The organism is Streptococcus sp. SR4, assembly GCF_000517725.1.
GTDB lineage: Bacteria > Bacillota > Bacilli > Lactobacillales > Streptococcaceae > Streptococcus > Streptococcus salivarius_F.
On sequence record NZ_AZYW01000070.1, the window covers coordinates 39,802 to 61,474 of the forward strand.

At 41.7% G+C, this 21,673-nt stretch carries 21 protein-coding genes and 1 other annotated feature; of the genes, 4 read left to right on the forward strand and 17 right to left on the reverse strand.

Going from position 1 to position 21,673, the window contains the following annotated elements:
* Window positions 1-38 precede the first annotated feature (38 nt).
* Together HMPREF1519_RS09570 and HMPREF1519_RS09575 are read left to right on the forward strand one after the other, a co-directional pair.
* The gene (locus tag HMPREF1519_RS09570; protein WP_022496252.1) at window positions 39-800 is read left to right on the forward strand and encodes an NUDIX domain-containing protein; all 762 of its coding nucleotides are present in this window, start codon (window positions 39-41) and stop codon (window positions 798-800) included.
* Between the two features lie 68 nt (window positions 801-868).
* Window positions 869-1,372 carry an HdeD family acid-resistance protein gene (locus HMPREF1519_RS09575; RefSeq protein ID WP_037612024.1) on the forward strand — a complete coding sequence of 168 codons (504 nt, stop codon included), beginning with the start codon at window positions 869-871 and terminating at the stop codon, window positions 1,370-1,372.
* A gap of 78 nt (window positions 1,373-1,450) precedes the next feature.
* Here the strand turns inward: HMPREF1519_RS09575 and HMPREF1519_RS09580 are convergent, their stop codons facing one another.
* The 13 genes from HMPREF1519_RS09580 to HMPREF1519_RS09640 form a co-directional block, all read right to left on the reverse strand.
* Complete coding sequence (locus tag HMPREF1519_RS09580; protein ID WP_037612025.1) at window positions 1,451-3,331, reverse strand: ABC-F family ATP-binding cassette domain-containing protein; 1,881 nt, start codon at window positions 3,329-3,331, stop codon at window positions 1,451-1,453.
* Window positions 3,332-3,414: 83 nt separating this feature from the next.
* Window positions 3,415-4,617 (reverse strand): CCA tRNA nucleotidyltransferase, encoded by a 1,203-nt coding sequence (locus HMPREF1519_RS09585; RefSeq protein WP_037612026.1) that lies wholly within the window; start codon window positions 4,615-4,617, stop codon window positions 3,415-3,417.
* Complete coding sequence (dapB, locus tag HMPREF1519_RS09590; RefSeq protein WP_037612027.1) at window positions 4,614-5,381, reverse strand: 4-hydroxy-tetrahydrodipicolinate reductase; 768 nt, start codon at window positions 5,379-5,381, stop codon at window positions 4,614-4,616. The genes HMPREF1519_RS09585 and dapB overlap by 4 nt, the downstream gene beginning before the upstream one ends.
* 60 nt (window positions 5,382-5,441) lie before the next feature.
* Window positions 5,442-6,284 (reverse strand): DegV family protein, encoded by an 843-nt coding sequence (locus HMPREF1519_RS09595; RefSeq protein WP_037612028.1) that lies wholly within the window; start codon window positions 6,282-6,284, stop codon window positions 5,442-5,444.
* A gap of 1 nt (window position 6,285) precedes the next feature.
* Window positions 6,286-6,660 carry a DUF1149 family protein gene (locus tag HMPREF1519_RS09600; protein WP_037612029.1) on the reverse strand — a complete coding sequence of 125 codons (375 nt, stop codon included), beginning with the start codon at window positions 6,658-6,660 and terminating at the stop codon, window positions 6,286-6,288.
* Between the two features lie 199 nt (window positions 6,661-6,859).
* Complete coding sequence (locus tag HMPREF1519_RS09605) at window positions 6,860-7,555, reverse strand: GNAT family N-acetyltransferase (protein WP_037612030.1); 696 nt, start codon at window positions 7,553-7,555, stop codon at window positions 6,860-6,862.
* 57 nt (window positions 7,556-7,612) lie between these two features.
* Window positions 7,613-7,903 (reverse strand): 50S ribosomal protein L27, encoded by a 291-nt coding sequence (gene rpmA / locus HMPREF1519_RS09610; RefSeq protein ID WP_002885483.1) that lies wholly within the window; start codon window positions 7,901-7,903, stop codon window positions 7,613-7,615.
* A gap of 35 nt (window positions 7,904-7,938) precedes the next feature.
* Entirely contained in the window at window positions 7,939-8,253 is a 315-nt protein-coding gene (gene rplU / locus HMPREF1519_RS09615; RefSeq protein ID WP_002885597.1) for a 50S ribosomal protein L21, read from the reverse strand.
* A 40-nt stretch (window positions 8,254-8,293) separates the two neighbouring features.
* Window positions 8,294-8,368 (reverse strand) — a sequence feature (ribosomal protein L21 leader region).
* 112 nt (window positions 8,369-8,480) lie between these two features.
* Window positions 8,481-9,017, reverse strand: coding sequence for a GNAT family N-acetyltransferase (locus tag HMPREF1519_RS09620; RefSeq protein WP_022496257.1), 537 nt, complete (start codon window positions 9,015-9,017; stop codon window positions 8,481-8,483).
* A gap of 4 nt (window positions 9,018-9,021) precedes the next feature.
* On the reverse strand, window positions 9,022-10,341 hold the full coding sequence (gene gtfB / locus HMPREF1519_RS09625; protein ID WP_022496258.1) for an accessory Sec system glycosylation chaperone GtfB: 1,320 nt from the start codon (window positions 10,339-10,341) through the stop codon (window positions 9,022-9,024).
* Window positions 10,334-11,845, reverse strand: coding sequence for an accessory Sec system glycosyltransferase GtfA (gtfA, locus tag HMPREF1519_RS09630; protein ID WP_002885573.1), 1,512 nt, complete (start codon window positions 11,843-11,845; stop codon window positions 10,334-10,336). Before gtfA ends, gtfB begins: the two co-directional genes overlap by 8 nt.
* Window positions 11,846-11,950: 105 nt before the next feature.
* Window positions 11,951-13,174: a tRNA uracil 4-sulfurtransferase ThiI gene (gene thiI, locus HMPREF1519_RS09635; RefSeq protein WP_037612031.1), complete on the reverse strand. Its 1,224-nt coding sequence runs from the start codon at window positions 13,172-13,174 to the stop codon at window positions 11,951-11,953.
* 54 nt (window positions 13,175-13,228) lie between these two features.
* The gene (locus HMPREF1519_RS09640; RefSeq protein ID WP_037612032.1) at window positions 13,229-14,374 is read right to left on the reverse strand and encodes a cysteine desulfurase family protein; all 1,146 of its coding nucleotides are present in this window, start codon (window positions 14,372-14,374) and stop codon (window positions 13,229-13,231) included.
* Window positions 14,375-14,482: 108 nt separating this feature from the next.
* Here HMPREF1519_RS09640 and HMPREF1519_RS09645 point away from each other — a divergent pair, with 108 nt between their 5' ends.
* Both HMPREF1519_RS09645 and HMPREF1519_RS09650 read left to right on the forward strand, forming a co-directional pair.
* A complete protein-coding gene (locus HMPREF1519_RS09645) occupies window positions 14,483-14,944 on the forward strand; it encodes a DUF6556 family protein (RefSeq protein ID WP_022496261.1) in 462 nt (153 codons plus the stop codon).
* Between the two features lie 44 nt (window positions 14,945-14,988).
* Entirely contained in the window at window positions 14,989-16,245 is a 1,257-nt protein-coding gene (locus HMPREF1519_RS09650; RefSeq protein WP_037612033.1) for a bifunctional folylpolyglutamate synthase/dihydrofolate synthase, read from the forward strand.
* Between the two features lie 212 nt (window positions 16,246-16,457).
* Here the strand turns inward: HMPREF1519_RS09650 and gorA are convergent, their stop codons facing one another.
* From gorA to HMPREF1519_RS09670, 4 genes are all read right to left on the reverse strand, one after another.
* Window positions 16,458-17,810 (reverse strand): glutathione-disulfide reductase, encoded by a 1,353-nt coding sequence (gene gorA, locus HMPREF1519_RS09655; RefSeq protein WP_022496024.1) that lies wholly within the window; start codon window positions 17,808-17,810, stop codon window positions 16,458-16,460.
* 147 nt (window positions 17,811-17,957) lie between these two features.
* Window positions 17,958-19,964, reverse strand: a complete 2,007-nt coding sequence (locus tag HMPREF1519_RS09660; RefSeq protein WP_037612034.1) for a PTS fructose transporter subunit IIABC — start codon at window positions 19,962-19,964, stop codon at window positions 17,958-17,960.
* Window positions 19,961-20,872, reverse strand: coding sequence for a 1-phosphofructokinase (gene pfkB, locus HMPREF1519_RS09665; protein ID WP_022495978.1), 912 nt, complete (start codon window positions 20,870-20,872; stop codon window positions 19,961-19,963). Before pfkB ends, HMPREF1519_RS09660 begins: the two co-directional genes overlap by 4 nt.
* Window positions 20,869-21,615 carry a DeoR/GlpR family DNA-binding transcription regulator gene (locus HMPREF1519_RS09670; RefSeq protein WP_014633945.1) on the reverse strand — a complete coding sequence of 249 codons (747 nt, stop codon included), beginning with the start codon at window positions 21,613-21,615 and terminating at the stop codon, window positions 20,869-20,871. The genes pfkB and HMPREF1519_RS09670 overlap by 4 nt, the downstream gene beginning before the upstream one ends.
* Window positions 21,616-21,673: the final 58 nt, after the last annotated feature.

A 21,673-nucleotide genomic window follows, 5' to 3' on the forward strand; every position in this document is an offset into this window, starting at 1 on the left:
TCATCATTTGCACTTACAATAAATAAAGGAGGAAACCTATGACTAAAACCTTCGAAAACTCTGGTAGTGAAAAGGAATTTTTGGACATCTATAGGCGAGAGGAAGAGGATAAGTACGTTAAGCCCTCAGTGACCGTTGACTCGGTCATCTTCCGCTATTATGAAGGAAGAGTCCAAACCTTACTTATCAAGCGAAAAAACCATCCCTTCATGGGGAAATACGCCCTCAGTGGTGGCTTCGTTCAGGAGCAAGAAGATCTCAATCTAGCTGTCTGTCGCGAAGTACAGGAAGAAACATCCGTTAAACTCAATCCTGACCACATTGAGCAACTCATTACAGTGGGAACACCTTATCGGGATCCTCGAATGTGGACCATTACAGTGGCTTATCTCTGCTTTATGACCTTTAATGACATTCAAGTGGAAAAGGCTGCCGACGATGCAGCATCTACGCATTGGTTAGACATCGCCATGGTAGACGGTCGACTGCAACTTGTTGATGGTGAAAAACAACTATCACATGATGACCTCGCCTTTGACCACTGGGAAATCCTCTTAACAGCTATGAAACGTATCAAGGGACGACTCGAATACTATCCAACTATCCTTTCCATTATGCCCGAGGAAAACACCTTGACTACCTACCGTCAACTTTTTGGTACCTTTAATGAAGACTACCTCAAGATGGATTCCACAAATTTCTTGCGCCGCTTTAAACACCTCTTCCAAAAAACAGGTCGTCAGGTAGCTACGAGAACCAGAAAAGCTGCCACCTACACTTATAACATCAAGCCACTCTAAAGTAGGTCTTTGTTTGACAATTTGATACTTATTTAGTAGTATTAAGAAAAATTAATAAGAGGTAGCCTATGAAAAGTTTTACATTGATTAGTGGCATTCTCATTACACTCTTGGGTGTCTTTTTCTTCGCTAATCCTACAAACCTTCTTGCCATCGTTGGTTGGCTGTTTGCCCTAGTGATGCTGGTATCTGGTGTTTCAAGTCTCATGGTTTATTTTAAACGAGATAACGAAAACCGCTCCTTCTTCCAACTGCTTCAGAGTATCATTTCCATTGTTTTTGGGATTATTTTGCTATCAACATCAGCATGGGTGCTCTCAGGTGTAGCTGTAACCATTATCGCTTGGTGGCTTCTTGTCTCAGCCTTTACACAAGGCTTTCAAGCTCATCGCCAACGTCAATTCGGCTTCTCAGGACAACCTGCCCTGTCAATCGCCTTAATTTGTCTGGTATTTGGGCTCTTACTCTTTAGTGCTCCGTTTTTCTCAGCCTTTCTTATTGGGCGCTTGGTAGCTTCCTTAATTATCTTTACGGGTGTTTCAGTCCTTTCCTTTTCATTCCGCTTGTGGTAAGAAGAAACCAGACACTACATAAACATAAAAAAGCCTTGCAAATGCAGGGCTTTTGTCATACTTTGATTACTAAAGAGCTTATCCCTCTAGCTCACTCAAATACTCATAGCGTTCATACTTTTCAAGTAAGGTTTCATTAGCAGCATCCAAATCACGTTGAAGGGTAGCTAACTGTCCATAATCGCTAGCATTTTCAAGCATAGCTGCTTCAATCTCTTCGATTTTGGCTTCAAGGTCAGCAATCTCGTCCTCGATGGTCGCCCACTCTTGTTTTTCAAAGTAGCTCATGCGTTTTTTGTCTTCTTTGACTTTCTCAACTTTAACGCTAGCTTGTGCTTTTTCCTTCTCTAAGAGGACTGCTTGCTCTTGGAAGAAGGCTTTTTCATCAAGGTAGTCAGTGTAGTTACCAAAGAACTCTCGCACACCACCCTCTTCAAAGGCTAGAATCTTGTTAGCCACCTTGTCCAAGAAATAGCGGTCGTGACTTACGGTCACGACAGGGCCACCAAAACCATTAAGGAAGTTTTCCAAAACCGTCAAAGTTGCAATGTCCAAATCATTTGTCGGCTCATCCAAGAGCAGAACGTTAGGCTTTTCAATCAAAATCTTAAGTAGATAAAGACGTTTCTTTTCCCCACCAGAGAGCTTAGCGATCTGTGTCCCATGGGTAGAACGAGGAAAGAGGAATTGCTCTAAGAGCTCTGTGATACTAGTTGTTCCAACCGTTGTCTTAACCTCATCTGCAACTTCTTGCAAGTAGTTAATGACACGCTTGCTCTCATCCATGTCCTTAATTTGCTGCGAGAAATAACCAATACGTACCGTCTCACCAATATCCAGAACACCAGCTGTAGGCACAAGGTCACCATTAATCAGATTAAGCAAGGTCGATTTCCCGACACCATTATCCCCAACAATACCGATACGATCACGGTTTTGCATGATAAGATTGAAATCACTGAGAATTTGCTTGCCATCTTCATAAGCAAAATCGACATGCTCGAAGTTCACTACTTTCTTACCAATACGGCTAGTCTCAAAGTTAATTTCAAGATCGTCATTATTGATCGTTTGGTGAACCTCACCCTTAAGCTCCTTAAAACGATTGATACGAGCTTGTTGCTTGGTCGCACGTGCCTGTGGTTGCGTTCGCATCCATGCCAACTCCTGCTTATAGAGTTGCTTTTTCTTGTGAAGAGCTGCTGCATCTCGTTCATCTTGTTCAGCCTTTAGACGAACATAGTCTTGATAATTTCCCTGGTATTCAATCAGATTAGCCTGGTCTAGCTCAAAGATACGTGTGGCCACATTGTCCAAGAAATAACGGTCGTGGGTAATAAAGAGGACCGTTTTTTTAGAAGACTTGAGAAAATTAGTCAACCAAGCAATAGTATCAATATCCAAATGGTTAGTTGGCTCATCCAAGAGCAAGAGATCTGCATCATTCAAGAGAACCTGAGCCAACTGCACACGGCGACGAAGACCACCTGAGAGGTCCCCGACCTTTTGCGAGAGGTCTGACAATCCCAACTTAGACAAGACTGTCTTAACCTCGCTCTCAATGGACCAAGCATCTAGACTATCCATCTCAGCCATTACCTTCTCCAAGTGAGCCTGATTCTCCTCAGAATATTCTGCCATAAGGGTTTCATATTCTCGAATCAAAGCCATCTCACGAAGGTCTGATGACAAGACAGTTTCAAGAACCGTCTTGCTATCATCAAATTCTGGCTCTTGAGTCAAATAAGAAATCTTATAGCCATTAGCCTTGGTGAAAGGTGACACATCACCATCAAAACCAATACGCTCAGATACAACATCTAGCAAGGTTGTCTTACCTGTCCCATTGACACCAATAATCCCGATACGATCTAGATCATGGATAATGAATGAAATCTCTTTAAAAACCGTCTTGTCCCCAACGGACTTGGTTAATTTTTCAACAATAAAATCTGACATCTTACTTCCTTCTTACAAATAACACCGCTACGGATCCTACGCATGCTCTGTAGCGGTGTGTCATTTTTATCACGTCTCTAGACTTATTTCATAGCTTGAACAAAGGCCATGATGGCTTCCTCGGCATTAGCTAGTTGACCATCAACGATGGCATTTTCGATAGCCTTAAGTGCACGACCAAGGTCCGGACCAGGTTTGAATCCTAGCTCCTTCATCAGTGTGCCACCATTCACAACGATTTCGTGCTTATCATGGATGAGCAACTGACCATCCAACTCGGCAATACGCTCATAATCGACGTCCAAGCCCTGAGCCCGTCTCAAGGTTTCAGCCTCCTCTAAGAGTTCCTTACCATACTGATAAACATCTTGCTTGGTCACAGCTCTCTCCAAACGGAAATTGAAAATGTCAACCAGGGACTGAACTGTCTTTTGGAAATTAACAGATGTCTTCCATTTTTTAAGAAAAGAGCGCGGGTTATCATGTTTGAGAGCCAAAAGAGTAGCCGCCCAAGCCTGCTCAGAACTTGTAAATCTAAAGTCATCAGCATAATCTGACACAAAAGACTGCCATTCTTCAGCAGTTTCTTGAAAATCCGGAAGGTACTGATAAGCCTTCGTCGCTAAAAGAGCCTTGATTCCTTTTTTCCAATGTGGTGCCAAGAGCAACTTATCAAATTCGATGAAACTTCGCTCAATCGAAATCTTTTCCAAAAGAGGAGCATGGCTGGCCATAGCCTGAAAAGTCTTTTCTTCGATATCAAAGTCTAAACTCGCTGCAAAACGTAGGCCCCGCATGATACGAAGAGCATCCTCGTTAAAGCGTTCCTCAGCCTTACCAACAGCCCTTAAGACACGGTTGTCTAAATCATCAAGACCATTGAACTTATCAATAATCTCAGCATTTTCATTAAGAGCAAAAGCATTGACTGTAAAGTCACGACGCTTAAGGTCCTCTTCCAATGAACGTACAAAGGAAACGCTAGACGGACGACGGTAATCGACATAAACGTCCTCTGTTCGGAAGGTCGTCACCTCATACTCACCGCCATTTTCCAAGACCAAAACGGTCCCATGCTCAATACCAATGTCTACCGTACGCTCAAAAATCTGTTTAGTCTCCTCAGGATAAGAAGACGAAGCAATATCAACATCGTGAATGGGACGGTTAAGAAGGGCATCACGTACCGAACCACCAACAAAGTAAGCCTCAAACCCTGCAGCCTTAATTTTCTCTAATATTGGTAAAGCCTTCTGAAATTCAGAAGGCAAATAACTTAATCTCATAGTAAATGTTCCAAACCATAAACAAGCTGATTACGTTTAACAACTTCTTTAATCCCAAGATTAACACCACCCATAAAGGAAATGCGGTCGTAAGAGTCGTGACGCAAGGTCAATCCTTCTCCTTGGGCACCAAAGATAACCTCTTGGTGAGCCACAAGACCTGGCAAACGCACACTGTGAATGCGGAAACCATCAAACTCCGCACCACGTGCCCCAGCAAGTGTTTCCACCTCATCCTCAGCTCCCTGACGTTTAGTCTCGCGAACCTCACGAATAAGTTCAGCTGTTTTCACTGCTGTACCTGATGGCGCATCTTTTTTCTTGTCATGGTGAAGCTCAATGATTTCAAGATCTGGGAAATATTTGCTAGCTTCTGCCGCAAACTTCATAAGAAGGATAGCACCAATAGCAAAGTTAGGTGCAATCAAACCACCAATAGACTTGTCTTTAGAAAGGTCTGTCAATTCCTGAATTTGTGCTTCAGTAAATCCTGTGGTACCCACAACTGGTGCAAAACCATTCTCCAAAGCAAAACGAGTATTTTCATAGGCAACGGCTGGCATAGTGAAATCCACCCAGACATCTGCGTCAAAGCCAACCAAATCCGCTTTATCTGTGAAGACAGGAACACCGTCCACTTCTTTTTCTGTCGCAAATGGGTCAAGCAAGGCAGCCAAAGTCAATTCGTCATCTCCCTTGACCATTTCAACCGCAGTTGAACCCATTCTTCCTTTAAATCCAGCAACAATAACTTTAATAGACATGTTATTTTTCCTCTCTATTGATCTTAATCATAGACAAGCCCCATCCCAGATGGATAGTACTTATTTGGTAAATTTAGGTGTTAGACCTAGTACTAGCGCTCCTTCACCCAAGTGTGTCGCAATTACGGCACATAAGGATACCACTGTTGAAACGCTAATTCCCTGTGCTTCTAGCTGTCTTTTAAAATCTTCAGCTTTTTCAGGAGCATTCGTGTGAAGGATACTAAGTTCCATTTCACGATTTTCCTCAGCTAGGGCAACCAAACGTTTCACAGCTTTCTTCTCTGTACGTACCTTTTCAAAAACAACGATTTTTCCTTCGTCATTAAAATTCAAAATAGGTTTGATAGACAAAAGATTTCCTAAAATCGCCGAACCATTCGACAAACGACCACCTTTTACCAGATGATTAAGATCATCCACAAGAATATAAGCCGTCGTTTGGTCAACCTGCTCCTCAAGCTTCTTCAAAATGTTCTCAAAAGACATCCCTTGAGCTGACCAATGCAAAACGTTTCTCACCATGGTTCCCATAGGAGCTGCTGTGATTTTTGTATCAGGAAAAGCAATCTTCAACTTGGCATGGTCCTCAATCAAAAACTGACTATTGGCCCAAAAACCAGAGATTCCTGAAGAAAGGAAAAGCCCAACGACATGGGTATAACCTTTCTCCTCAAACTCCATAAGCAAGTTATCCAAGTCAGCTAGATTAGGTTGCGACGTCTTGAGCAGTTCCTCAGAGTTTGCCATTTGAGCATAAAACTGATTGACATCCAAGTTTTTTCCTTCAACAAAAGGCTGCCCCTCAATGATGACCGGAATATCTAAAACATAAACATCAGCATGGCCCTGAATTTCAGCAGGGAGATTAACCGATGAATCCGTAATAACTGCAAGAGACATCTTAGAACTCCAAATTGATACCTGGACGATCCAAGGCAATTTCAGTTACTTCATAAGTCAAACGTTGAAGCGTATCCAAGAGCGGTGCAGCCAAGGCTTCTGCTTCTTCTTGTGAGAAGTCTTTTGGTTCATTGACGATACGGTTTTGAATGTGGTCCATTTGAGAAACAATCCCTGAGATAACAAACTCATCACGGACAATCATAAATTGCAAAACAGCTACAACAGACGTATTGTTAGCTTCTTCATCTTTATTGTGCAACTGGAAAGTTACTTCAACATTTGTTTTAGGAACACCATTCTCTTTTTCCCACTCATGGTTACGAACATCGTAGTGGTAACGGTTAACAAATACTTTTTCGCGAATTAATTCCATTAGTCATATTCTCCTTGATACAATTACTCTTTATTATAGCATAAATATGCTTTTTTATGGGAATATTATTGACAGAAAAATGAGTATTTAGACTGATTCTGACGGCATTACTGGGCACTAGCAAAGTAGGAGCTTTGATTTAGCCCTCAGACAACTAAAAAAGAGCTTCTTCATCAGAAGAGAGCTCTTTTCATATCAACTAACAGTCCCTAAGAGAACGTTTCTGCTGTCCCTTTTCATCAAAATTCTCAGGAGCTAGCCAATTCTCAAATCGTTTCTTAAGTGCTGGCCACTCACTATCAATAATCGAGAACCAGTCCGTATCACGGCTACGCCCCTTATAGATAGCATGGTTACGAAAACGCCCCTCATAGGTGAACCCTAAACGCATGGTAGCATTAGCAGAAGGACGGTTGAGACTATCACATTTCCACTCATAACGACGATAGCTAAGATCTTCAAAGACATATTTCATAAGCAGGTATTGAGCTTCTGTGGCTGCTCGAGTCTTTTGTAAAGCAGGTGCCAAAATCACCCGTCCCATCTCAACACTACGATTTTTGGGTGTAATAGCCATAAGTGAAAAGGTTCCCAGAACCTTACCTGAAGCCTTATCCCTGATGGCAAAGAAATAAGGATTTTGGGATTGCTCATAATCCTCCAAACACTGACGTACAGCTTCTTCAGATTCAAAAGGATCCGCATACATATAGGTCCAATCAGAAAGGATCTGATTAGTAAAGTAAAAGTCTAAAATGTCCTCATAATGCTCTGCCACCGTCAAATGTTCAACGCTGCAATAACGACCTTCTAATAGAGCAACATCTGGCATTTTACCCGGACTAGCATCCGCTAGACTTGGCCCTACTTCTTGTTGGTAGTGATTTAAAGGCATGGAATTCTCCTTTTTTCATAAAGAAAAGCCTACACAAAAGTGCAGACTTTAGCTTAATTATTTAGCAACTGGGTATACAGATACTTGTTTTTTGTCGCGACCTTTACGTTCGAAACGTACAACACCTTCAACTTTAGCGAAGAGTGTATCGTCACCACCACGGCCTACGTTTACACCTGGGTAGATGTGTGTACCGCGTTGACGGTAAAGGATTGATCCACCTGATACAGTTTGTCCATCAGCTGCTTTAGCACCAAGACGTTTAGCTTGTGAATCACGACCATTGGAAGTAGAACCCCCACCTTTTTTGTGGGCGAAAAGTTGCAAGTTTTCAAGAGTTTTCAACATAAGATTGTGTCCTTTCTTAGTGATTAGTCGCTAACTTACGCGTTGATAGCGTTGATAACAACTTTTGTATAAGGTTGACGGTGACCTTGTTTACGGTGGCTACCTTTTTTAGGTTTGTATTTGAAAGTAACAACTTTCTTTTGTTTACCTTGTTTTTCGATAGTTCCGACAACAGTAGCTCCCTCAACAACTGGAGTACCTACTACAGTTTTATCACCACCGACAAGAACAACTTCGTTAAAAGTTACTTCTGATCCTGCTTCAGCGTTGATTTTTTCAACGTAGATTGCTTGACCTACTTCAACTTTAACTTGTTTTCCACCAGTTTTGATGATTGCGTATGTGCTCATGATGCACCTCCTATTAAAATTTTTAATGTGTCTGAGGTTTCCCTCTGTGAAGACTCGCCTAGTACTGCGGGGACGAACCCACTTGCAAACAGTAGTCGTGCGGTTGCACAGGACGTGCATTTAGTCAACGTTACAATTCTATCATTTTTTCCCTCTAATGACAAGAGAAAAAGTTATTTTGATTATTCTTATTCTGCTCATTGACCTTTAACCAAGTAATGATTCCCCTACTCAACCCTTATTCCGTATTTTCCTAAGAAGGTCTTAGCTAGATCCTGCTCCAAATCAGCTAAACAAAGGCTCCTATCCGTTGTCAAAATTTGATAGCGTTCAGTCCCTTCAAAATAGAAGTGATTCAATAGCTGATAGCCATGTCGCTCATAAAATGCTAAGCGTTTTAAGCGCTGATTACGGTTAGAAGCACCCTCCTCATCCATGGGTTCAATCGTAAGCACACAGGGTCGTACCCCTGCTTCTTTCTTAACTTGTGCCAAAATCTGACTGCCATATCCCTGAGATTGTTTACTTTCCTCAACTGCAAGAAAAAGTAGGTAGACCAGGTTGTCAGTATAAATGGCATAGGTCAAGCCAACGAAGACTTCCTGATCAAAATAGGCCAAGAAAGATTGTCCTCTTTTCAAGCTGTTCCAAGACAATTGCCAGAGTGGGAGTTGCTCCTCCACAGGAAAAGCCGCTTCATAAAGCGAAGCGACCTTCTTAAATGTTGGTGTCAGAGGATAAATGTTACGAACCTCTAATGTCATTTTCCTAACCAATAACCTTCTTATAATCTTCTGGTGTTGCTACATGAGCGTGCTCACGTTGGCGATCAAGCAAGTGACTAAGGAAGTCACGGTTGCCCAAGGCTTCTTTAAGCGTTTGCTTAAATTGCCCAGCATTCATTGGTGAGAAGATATTACTTGGCGCGGTATACTCAGGACCATGGCTAGTGTTCGTAAAGGCAAGGATAAGCAAGTTATTTTCAAAGGCAGCACGTGTCGCTGACAAGATTTCATTTTGATGGTTAATATCCAAGTAGAAATCCGCTTCCTTATAAAGACGCTTAACCTGCTCTGTTGTAATATTAGGGTAAAGACTAACATTACTATATTTAGCCAAATCCATCAAGCGACTTGACATTTCTGTGATTGCCCCAACATGATAGTGCATGGTAGGCACTTCACTGACAATACTTTCCAAATGCTCAATCTGATCTGAGTTGGTCAAGATAAGCGCTTGATTTTGGAAGTTGTTCTGACGGGCAAATGGATACATGAATCCAAGGAAGGCCACGCGAGAAGCCTGCTCTGGACTAACCAACTTTAGAAGATTCGTATAAGCTGTGTAATCTTGTACAACAATCTTAGTCTGACGATGGTTGCTCTCAAGAAGCAGACGCATATTCCCAGGAACTGAATCAGTGATAGGCTCTTGCCAGAAGAGAACGTCTTGACCAGAATTTGGAAGATTCATAGTTGTCAAGAAAGGCGTCGCCAGTGAGTTGTATAGAATACGACTCAAATCATAACCAGCTTCTTTTAGATAGAAGACGACAAATTCAGATTTATTTTTGAAAATGTAGACCTTGTCTTTCCAATTCAAGATAACGTCTTTAGTCAAATGGTTGATGACAATAACTTCCTTATTGTCTGGAGTGAAATAGCTCGTAATGGTCGCTTCTTGCTTAACATTATAGGTTGTTTGTGAGAATCGGTAACCCTTGTTATTGTAGCGATCAGTCACGCGCAAGCGTCCTGACTCATCATACCAGTCCACTGCTTTAACTAAACGTTGGTGAGCAGGATGGGCATAATGAATATGACCACGTTTCTTATCAAAACGGAAGATTTCCGCATTGCTATTCGTTCCTATAATTTCCCAGTAGTCAGGCACAGGGACCTGATTAAAGTAAAGTGCGGAACCTTGAACCTTGTCAAAACCAGTGAAATAAAGGTAGGGTGAGGTCACATCACTAGGCAGAAAGCCATCATCTGAAAGACAAACTGTTGTATTTACATAGCTAGCGACAATCAGTGAGTAATGGAGATCCCAACTACCCTGACTATAGTTTTCAAATAAATTAATCATGACTAGTCATCTCCTTTACTAAGTTAAGCCACTTCTGCTCGATTTCCTCTGTCAAAAAGCCTTTGGCAATATCATAAGAAACTTGATGAACATGATCCAAATCTGAGCGATTGAAAAAGGCTACAATTTTCTCTGCCAAAGCAGCTACGATAGCAGGCTCATCATCTTTTTCAAAACGAGGGATGAGGTAGCCATTTTCATTATCCTTGATAAAGGTTTGGTTCCCATAACGAACATCAAAACCAATCATACCGAGACCCGATCCCACGGCTTCTAGAAGTGTCAAACCAAACCCTTCACTCTTAGAACCTGATAGGTAAAGTTCGTAGTCCTTGTAGACTTCTGTCAAGTCTTGGTGACCTTTAAGGTGGATATAATCCTGAGCTTGATTTTCCTCGATAATGGCCTTAAGTTTGGCTTCTTCAGCACCTGTTCCATAGATATCAAAGTTTACCTGTGGCAGACTTTCTTTAGCCTTAACGACAGCCTTGGCCAACCAGTCCACGTGTTTTTCATTGGCCAAACGTGAGGCTGTGATGATTGAGAATGGTTTACGCTCTCCTTCAGGCTTTCTCAGTTTATCCACACTTCCCACAGGGATGGTTACAATATGAGGTGTAAATGGTGTGTATTTATTGAACTGGTCTAGCATAATGCTACGTTGACGTTCTGTCGCTGTGATAAAGAAATCAACCTTATCTGCATTGCTGAATTGGTACTCGTAGAAGTTATTCCATAAAATAGTCTTGTCTGTCACAGCATTTTCACTAAAGTGCTCTGCATGGACCACAACCCCAAGCTTAGCAGGTTTGGTGTTACGGAAAACGGCCTGCCCTGTACCAGTTGCACGGTCCAAGATGACGATGTCCTGGTCAGTTAGACCAAGTTGAGACATGAAGTAGGCGATAAATTCATGCTTAGATGACAAAATCTTATCTGGAAAACGGAAGACACTATCCTTTCCATCAACAATTTCATCATAAGCAACACTACCATCTTCATTGAAGAAACGGCGTTGATAGAGGTGAGCCTTATTGTCTACCGGTGTGTAGTACTCTGTGAACATCTTAGTGTAAGAGTAAAAATCTTTACGGATTAAGCAACCACGCGATACTTTTTCCACACGGTGAACGATATCTTCACCCTCTTTACGCAAGTAGGCTGCATAGAAGATATCTTCCTTGGCACAAAAAAGCTTAACCACCTTACCATTAATCTCACGACGCGTGATGTCATAAGGAATTTCCTTTTCCAAATCCTTGACCGTATAGGTCGTTGGAGCAATTTTTAGGTCTGTAAAATAGCTATAGAGCCAGATAATGTCTTCATCCGCAAACCCCATGTTACGGGTCAAATCAGAAAGATTGTCCTGCAAGAACATATCCATAAAGACAAATTTGGCCTTAATACCTGTGTTTTTGAAAATTGTAGAACGATAGGCCTGGGCGTACTCAACACCACTTGATGCCCAACCGATTCCTAAATTGATGTTATAAACAGTCATGTATTTTCCTTTCTGGGTAAAAGTTCAACATCGACATTTCTTTTTCGACATACCTAACTCTAGTAGCAGCTAAGCACTACTATGTTAGTACGATATCTTCCTAGATTAGAGCAAGTCTTCGATAAGTGTACCCACTTCGTCTTGCGCCTCTTCAATAGGTGTGATTTCAGTCACCATGATTCCTGCAACCGCACGTTCAACCAAGGCGTCAACATCCATACGACGTTCATATTGTTCAACGTTTTTGATTTTTGGATTAGTCTTTGGACGGTCAGGTGCAAAGATGGTACAGCAATCCTCAAAAGGTTGAATGGAAATGTCAAAGGTATCAATTTTTTGTGCCAAATCAATGATTTCCAACTTGTCCATAGTGACAACCGGGCGAATCACTGGCGTACATGTAACAGCATTAATCGCCTGCATAGACTCCATGGTCTGACTAGCAACCTGACCAAGACTTTCACCATTGATAATCACAAGGCCTCGGCGTTCTTCACGAATACGGTCAGTAATACGCATCATAAAGCGACGTGTCAAGGTCATCAAATAAGCTTCTGGTGCTTTTTCTTTGATTTCCTCTTGAATTTCAGTAAATGGTACTTCGATGAACTGAATATTACCACCAAATTTAGTCAACTTACGGGTCAAATCTTGAGCCTTTTTAAGAGCTCCAGGACTAGTGTAAGGAGGACTTGCAAAGTGGACAGCTTCAATATCCACACCACGTTTAAGGGCAAGATAACCTGCCACTGGCGAATCAATCCCACCTGAAAGCATGAGCATTCCTTTACCAGCAGTACCTACAGGTAGACCGCCTGCTCCTTTGATTTCCTCGTGAGAAATATAAGCCGCCTCGGCACGAATTTCTACCTTAAGATTGACATCTGGTCCCTTCATCTGAGCCTTAATATCAGGCAATACATCAAAGACTGCATTTCCTAAAGTAAGATTGAGCTCGCGACTGTCGAGAACAAAGTCATGGTCACTACGTTTGGCAGTTACTTTAAAAGTGAGACCATCACGATAGAGTCCAGTCATAATGTCTTGAACAGCTTTTTTCAAAACCTCGACATCTTTTTCAAACTTGTAAACAGGACTAAAGGCTTGAATACCAAAAATTTGCTTCAAAGACTCTGCTACTGGCTCGTAGTCTGTACCATTGAGGTAGATATGTCCACGGTCTCGATCAAAAGTCACTTTAACTTCTGGATAGATGGATAGGACATCTTTAATATTATTTCTAAGTTTATTGATAAAGCGCATACGGTTCTTGCCCTTAGTAGACAATTCACCATAGCGAACCATAATTTCTGAATATGTTAGTGTCATTCCTTTTCCTTTTAAATGTGAATTTAGTTTTATTGTTTAATCGATTAAATCTTGCTATCTCACTTTTTGTGTCTTGGCGTAGACCTGCTTGAAAATCGTGAGGAACTGTTCCACCTGTCCCATATCATTGTCATCATCAAGACTGATACGAACGGCCGTTTGAGCTAACTTAGTCGGTACACCCATAGAAATAAGGGTTCCCGCTGGTTTACCCGCCTTAGATGAACATGCTGATGTCGTTGAAATGTAAATTTGATGCTCTTCAAAAGCATGGACAATAACTTCACCTCGAACACCCTTGATTCCAAAGGTCAAAATATTGGGAGCAAAACCCTCACCCTCACCTGAGAAAATAGAAATGTCCTCGTACTTAGCCAATTCGTCAAAGATAATCTTTTTCATCTTGGCAATTTTAGGAAGAGAAAATTCCTCTTTGTCAGTTACCAAGCGCAAGGCCTTGGCCATACTCGCAATGCCGGCAACATTTTCAGTCGTTGAACGAAAATCTTTTTCTTGGCCACCACCAGTTAAGAGTGGCGTAATCTTTTTCCCTGCCTTTTTGTAGACAAAACCGACACCACGAACAGCATGAAACTTGTGACCAGAAAAAGTCGCAAAATCTACACGGTCAGTTAAATAGGACGATACTGGAATCTTTCCAATAGCCTGGACAGCATCCACATGAAAAGATATGGTAGGCTCATTAACCAAGAGATCTGAGATGGCTTGAATAGGTTGAATTGATCCGATTTCATTATTAACAGCCATAACCGAAACCAAGATTGTGTCAGGGCGTAATAATCCAGCAAGAGCTTCAACATCCACAAACCCTTGCTCATTTACTGGTGCATAAGATACCTCGAAACCATGTTCTGAAAGCCATTTGGCAGATTCTTTTACCGCAGGGTGTTCAATATCAGAAACAATGATGTGATTGCCGTAAGGCTCCTTTTCGAAAGCTACACCTTTGATGACCCAGTTATCACCTTCGGTTCCTCCAGACGTAAAGAAAATCTCATCGGCTGATTTTCCAATGAGTTCCGCAACTTGCTTACGAGAAGCCTCCAAAATACGTGTCGCAGATGTTCCTAATTGGTGTAGGCTGGATGGGTTCCCAAAAATTTTAGTAGCCACTTCTTGATAGGTTCTAAGTGCCTCTGGATAAGGCACCGTCGTGGCCGAATTATCAAAATAAATCATGATTTTTCCTCGATTTTTATTTACTATTTATTATAGCATAATTTTTTTAGCAATTTTTGCGAGAAAATCATATAATAGAAAGTACGAAATATTTTTAAGGAGAGCATCATGTCTGAAAATTACTCACGCCGTAATCATTCATCAAAAGAAGAAAAAAAATCTGCCCCAAAGGTGACTGAACACGTTACAAAAGGCTTCACTGCCTTCCAAAAAGTCCTTACTGCCGTCGGGACAATTTTATCAATCATCGTGGCTTCAATCACTATCATGAATTTCACAGCCTCTAAAAATAAGGACACTTCTGATTCATCAGCCAATCAATCAACTGTAGTCATCAAAGAAGGCAATAATAAGACTCAAGAATCAAGTGCTGCCTCATCTAGTTATGGCAATGCGACTGATTCAGAAACAGAAACAAGTAGCCAAGCAGGAACTAATACCTATTCGTCATCTGCAGATACAACAACGGGTGGCAATACGACTACCTCTTCATCAGCAGCTACTGCAGACACAACATCTGGCAATGCGACTACTGGTGGTGCAACAACTGGTGACGCCGCTTCTAACTAAGACATGTAAAAGGCTAGGAAACCCTGCCTTTTTTCTATAATCCTATGAACTATACAGAAACTCTAAATTTTATCCATTCTTTCAAGGGCAATGGCCGTCGCCCTCAACTCGAACGTATGCGTTGGCTCTTGAAACAAGCTGGAGATCCCCAGTCTCACTATCCAACGGTACATATTGTCGGGACCAACGGTAAGGGGTCAACAACTAGCTACCTACAAAATATCCTAACAAAGTCAGGCTATCAGGTCGGGACTTTCACCTCCCCTTATATTACTCGCTTCAACGAACGTATTAGTATTAACGGCACAGAAATTCCTGATAAGGATTTGATTAGCCTTGTCGCGAAAGCTCAGGTTATTCTCAACGATTTAGAAGAGCACACTAATTTTGGCAGACCAACGGAATTTGAGTTGGTCACCTTACTCATGTTCCTCTACTTCGACCTTAAACAGGTTGATATGGCTATCATTGAAGCTGGAATTGGTGGACGACTTGATTCGACCAATGTTCTTTCGCCAGAGCTTGTCATCTGTACTTCGATTGGCTTTGATCACACTGAAACCTTGGGCAATAGCCTTTTGGACATTGCCAATCATAAGGCAGGCGTCATGCGAGAAAATACACCCATCTTACTTGGGCGTGTCTCTGCAGAAGTTGAACATTTCTTCGACCAAAAATCACATGACCTACAAGCTCCTTTAGCCATCATTGATAGGGAAATTCAGCTGCTTCCGAAAGACAATCGAACGATCCAAATTTCTTATGACCATTGGGAAAGTCCAAATCTTAAACTTCCAATGTTAGGGCAGCATCAAGAAAACAATGCTGGGCTAGCTGTCACTGCTGCCCATCTCCTAGCTCAAACATTTTCTAAGATTACCGATAAGAGCATCCAAGAGGGGATTGAAGAGACGCATTGGCCTGGTCGTAGTGAGTGGATAGGAAATAACATTTATCTAGATGGTGCCCATAACCCTCAAGGAATTGCCAGCTTAAAGCAGGTACTAAAAGATAACTTCGCTAATCGTAGGGTACATATCCTCTTTGCAGGACTTAGACGAAAGCCTTTGGCAGACTTACTAGAGGAATTGAAAGATTATGATATAACGGTAACCAGCTTTGACTTTTTTGAGGCACTGCCCTTGGACGACTATCCCAAAGACTTCAAACGTGCAGCCGACTATAGAGACTGGTTAGCACAAGCTGAATCATCAAATTCTGATGACCTATTTGTTGTCACTGGATCTCTTTACTTTATCTCAGAAGTAAGAAACTACTTAATTAACGAAAGAAAGGCCTGAAGGCCTTTTTTTATTTAGACAGTCTATAGTTTTACACAAAGTGTAGGCTGCTATTTGAACACAAAGAAAAGTCTGAAACTCTCGGTTAACAGACTTTACTTTTCTATCTCATCGTTATAAATTCTTCTGAACCCGTTAGAAGGATAGTTTCAATTGAACCCATTCAGACACAAAGAAAAGCCTGAAACTCTCGGTTAACAGACTTCACTTTTCTATCGCATCGTTACAAATTCTTCTGAACCTGTTGGATGAATGGCAACCGTATTATCAAAATCAGCCTTAGTTGCTCCCATCTTAATAGCCACAGAGAAACCTTGAATCATCTCATCAACACCATAGCCAATACCGTGAAGACCAATGATTTTTTCATCCTCACCAAGCGTTACTAATTTCATAGTTGAAGGCTGACGATTCTCTCCAAGGGCCGTATACATTGGAGTGAAACTAGATTTATAAACCGTAATATTCTCCTCACCATATTTGGCGATTGCTTTTTCTTCAGTCAAGCCAACAGAACCAATAACTGGATGGCTAAAGACCACAGTGGCTACATCAGTGTAATCAAGCTTAGCATCAGCTTTATTGTTGAAGAGTCGCTCTGACAATTGACGTCCAGCCTTGACTGCAACTGGTGTCAAATCAAGTTTACCAGTTACATCGCCAAGGGCATAGATTCCAGGAACAGATGTATTTTCAAACTCATCCGAATAGATTGTTCCTTTTTCAGTCAGTTTAACACCTGTCTTTTCAAGTCCAAAACCAGAGGTGTTGGCTGCGCGTCCAATAGTCCAGATGAGGCAATCAACAGTAATCGTTTCTCCATTATCAAAACTAATGGTTAAGGAATCATCTGCATTCTTCACTACCTCTGTCACATTAGCATGCGTATGGAGGGTCGGACCAGATTTAGCCATTTCATCAACTAAAACATCAACGATATCCTTATCAAAGGTACGCAATGGACGATCTTTACGCACAAAGAGGTGTGTATCACTTCCAAGAGCATTGAGAACACCAGCAACCTCAACGGCGATGTAGCCAGCACCAATAACAGCTGTACGTTTTGGCACCTCATCTAGTTCAAAGAAACCATCGGAGGTAATCCCATATTCACTACCTGGAATGTTTGGATAAAGGGCGTGACCACCAGTCGCAATAAGGATATGGGGTGCTGTATAACGCTCACCCGCTACTTCAACCGTATGAGGGTCAACAAATCTTGCATACTCGTATACACGTTCAACGCCATTGCTATCAAAACCACGCTCATAAGAACCATGGATACGGTCGATATAAGCCTGACGATTGGCCTTAAGCGTTGCAAAATCAAACTTATTAATTGTCACATCAAAACCGTACTCGCCTGCATAACGGTGAAGGGTTTCAGCAACCTGAGCACCATACCACATGACCTTTTTAGGCACACAACCTACATTGACACAGGTACCACCGACCTCTTTTCCTTCAAAGAGAATAACCTTAGCACCATGCATGGCAGCACGATTGGCACTGGCAATACCACCAGAACCACCACCAATGACAATATAATCGTATTCTTTTACCATATTTTACCTCTTATGTTTCTTTATACAGCGTACTGGCTACTAGATAAGCCATTTCTGCCTATACTTTATCATAAAATAGGTACCCTGACAAAAATCTGCTACGACACAAAAAACAACCCCGTCACAACGAGATTGTTTTGTCATATCTTATTTATCAAGTGGTTTGCGGAGGAATCCGAAGAGGATACCTGATACCACAGCACCAATCAAGATGAAGAGAAGGTAGAGAAGGGCATTTGATGTGAGGGCAATAACGAAAATACCTCCGTGTGGTGCCATCAATTTGATTCCTGCCATACCTACAAGAGCACCTGTAAGAGCTGAACCGACGATAAAGCTTGGGATAGCGCGTGCTGGGTCAGCTGCACCAAATGGGATCGCACCTTCAGTGATGAATGAGAGTCCCATAACGATGTTTGTCAAACCAGAATCACGTTCTTCTTGTGAAAATTTATCTTTGAACAATACTGTTGCTACAAATACTGCCAACGGAGGAACCATACCGGCTGCCATAACTGCCGCCATAACAACAGAACCACCTGAAGTCACAGTTTCAGCAAGAGTTCCTGTAGCAAAAACATAAGCTGCCTTATTAACTGGTCCACCCATATCCACTGCCATCATACCACCTACAAGGAGACCAAGTAATACGGCTGAGCTTCCTGACAAGCTTGACAAGAAGTTATTAAGACCAGTATTAATTGCTGCCATTGGGATATTTACTGCTAGCATGACAAATCCTGTGAGTGCCACTCCAAGAAGAGGCATCAATAAGATTGATTTTGCACCTTCGAGTGCACGTGGAACCTTAATGTATTTTCTCAATAAAAGTACAATTCCACCAGCTAAGAAACCACCTACCAGTGCTCCAAGAAATCCTGATGACACTTGATGAGAAGAAATCTTATCAACTGCTTCTTTAGCTGCATTCTCATCTAAGCCTGCAACTTTTGCATAAACTACAATGTTTCCATAAGCAAGACCTGCTTTCGCAATAGCTCCAGCTGCAAACCCAGCGATCAAACCTGGTTTCTCAGCAATTGAATAGGCAATATATCCTGCAAGAATAGGCAACATGAAACTGAAAGCAATATCACCAATTGATTTAAAGAGAGCTGGAAGTTCATTGTAACTACCCAAATGTGACAATTGATCTTTAGGAACACCCATGATTTGGTCAAGCAAGAAGGCAAGCGCAATCATGATACCACCACCGATAACGAATGGAAGCATTTGTGATACCCCACTCATCAAGTGTTTATAGAAGGCACCACCGAGGCTCAATTTCTCACTTGATTCTTGAGCAGCTCCAGCATTTTCAGCATGGAAAACTTCAGCTTTACCATCCAAGATGTTTTGGATTAACTCTTGAGGTTGACGAATACCTGCAGCGACTGGTTTAGAAAGCAATTTTTTACCATCGAAACGTGCTGTTTCAACTGCCTTGTCTGCTGCTACGATAACACCTACAGCCTTACTGATTTCTTCAGCAGTCAATGGTGTTCCGACACCTGAAGCACCGTTAGTTTCAACACGAACATTGACACCCATTTCTTCACCTATTTTAATTAGTGATTCTTCAGCCATGTAAGTGTGAGCAATACCAGTTGTACAAGCTGTTACAGCTACGATAAGTGGTTTATCGCTTGAAGCTGCTTCTTTAACAGCTTGTGCTTTCTTAGCTTCCTCAGCCTGTGCTTCTTCTTCACCCGTATTGAAAGCAGCAATCACTTCATCTGGAGAAGTCACCTTACGCAAACGATCTGCAAAACCATCTTGCATAAGGTATTTTGACAACTCAGCAAGGGCTGCCAAGTGAGTGTCATTTGCTCCCTCTGGAGCAGCAATCATAAAGAAGAGGTCTGTAGGTTGACCATCAAGTGATTCGTAATCTACACCTTTATTAGATTTAGCAAAAAGTACTGTTGCTTCTTTTACTGCAGCATTTTTACTGTGTGGCATAGCGATTCCATCACCCAAACCAGTTGATGTTTGTGCTTCACGAGCCATAATACCTGCTTTGAAGACATCAAAGTCAGTCACAACACCGTTGTCAACCAAGCTGTTAATCATTTCATCGATAGCAGCTTCTTTTGTAGTTGCTTGAAGGTCAAGCAACATTACTTTTTTGTTCAGTAAATCCTGAATTTTCATAGTTTTTCTACCTCTACTTTATTGTATGTTTCTTTAATAAATTCAATTGTCGCTAAATCATCTGAGAAAGCTGTAGATGTTCCACACGCTACTCCCCACTTGAGAGCCTCAATCGGATCACCCGATTTAACAAACTCACCAGTGAAACCAGCAACCATCGAGTCACCCGCACCAACAGAGTTTTTAACTGTTCCCTTGATTGGTTTAGCAAAGTAACCAGCCTCTGGTGTGACCAACAGCGCTCCATCACCTGCCATTGAGATGATAACGTTCTGTGCACCCTTAGCAAGGATTTCACGCGCATATTTTTCAACATCAGCCAAACCATTAAGTTTGACATTGAAAATAGCTTCTAACTCATGGTTATTTGGTTTAACCAAGAGTGGTTGGTAAGCCAAGGAATCAAGCAAGGTTTGTCCTTCAAAGTCACAGACAACCTGTGCACCCGTTTCACGCACTAGTGGAATCAATTTGTTATAGACCTTATTTCCAAGATTGCTTGGTGCTGATCCAGCAAAAACAACCACATCATCGGCACTTACACTTGAAAGAACTGCTTCCAATTCAGCCAATTGATACTCATTAATGACAGGTCCTGCACCATTAATTTCAGTTTCTTGGTCAGCCTTGATTTTAACATTAATACGTGTGTCTTGATCCACAGCTACAAACTTGGTTTTAATGCCCTCTGCATCCAAACCATCTGTCACAAAACGTCCTGTAAAACCACCGATGAAGCCCGTCGCAGTATTATCAACACCTAAGCGTTGCAAAATACGACTAACATTAATGCCCTTACCGCCAGCGAACTTATCATCACTCTCCATACGGTTAACTTCACCAATCTCTACTTTATCGATACGAACAATAAAGTCGATTGATGGATTCAGCGTTACAGTATAAATCATACTTCAATAACCCTCGTTTTCTCTTTCAATTCTTTTAGGAGCTCTTCTTCCGAAGCGTTTGTAATTATGGTTACTTTCTCGACCTCGGCTACCTTAGCATAGGTAATCTGACCAAGTTTAGAGGCATCAGCTAGAACATAGGCTTTTTGCGCATTGGCTATAACCGTCCGTTTGATAACTGCCTCTTCCATGTCTGGTGTGGTGAAATAATGAGCATCAACGCCATTAGCACCAATGAAAGCACAATCAAAATTCAGCTGTCTGATTTGCTCTTGAGCAGTACTTCCAATAGAGGCATCCGTTGAATGTTTAACCTTTCCTCCAACAATCCTAGTGCTAACACCAAGATCTACCAACTTAACCGCATGATGGATAGAATTAGTCACAACCGTTACCTGACGATTGGCCAAATGTGGAATCAAAAGTTCATTTGTTGTACTAGCCTCAAGAAAGACGACATCACCTTCCTTAATCAAATCGGCAGCATAACCAGCTAACTGAGCCTTTTCTTGAACGTTTCTAATAGCTTTTTGACTATTGGCAATTTCTTCCTTTAGACCATGAATACTTTCAGCACCACCATGAACACGTTTAAGTTGGCCATCTGCCGCTAACTCGTCCAAGTCACGACGAATCGTCGACTCGGAAGTATCACTTAACAAAACAGTTAGGTTTTCCAAAGTGACAAAACCATCTTGTTTCAACTGAGACAAGATAATCTGCTTACGTTCAGACTTTAGCATAATCTCTCCTTCTGTAATCGTTTACAGAATCTATTATACTCAATTTTTAATAACTGTC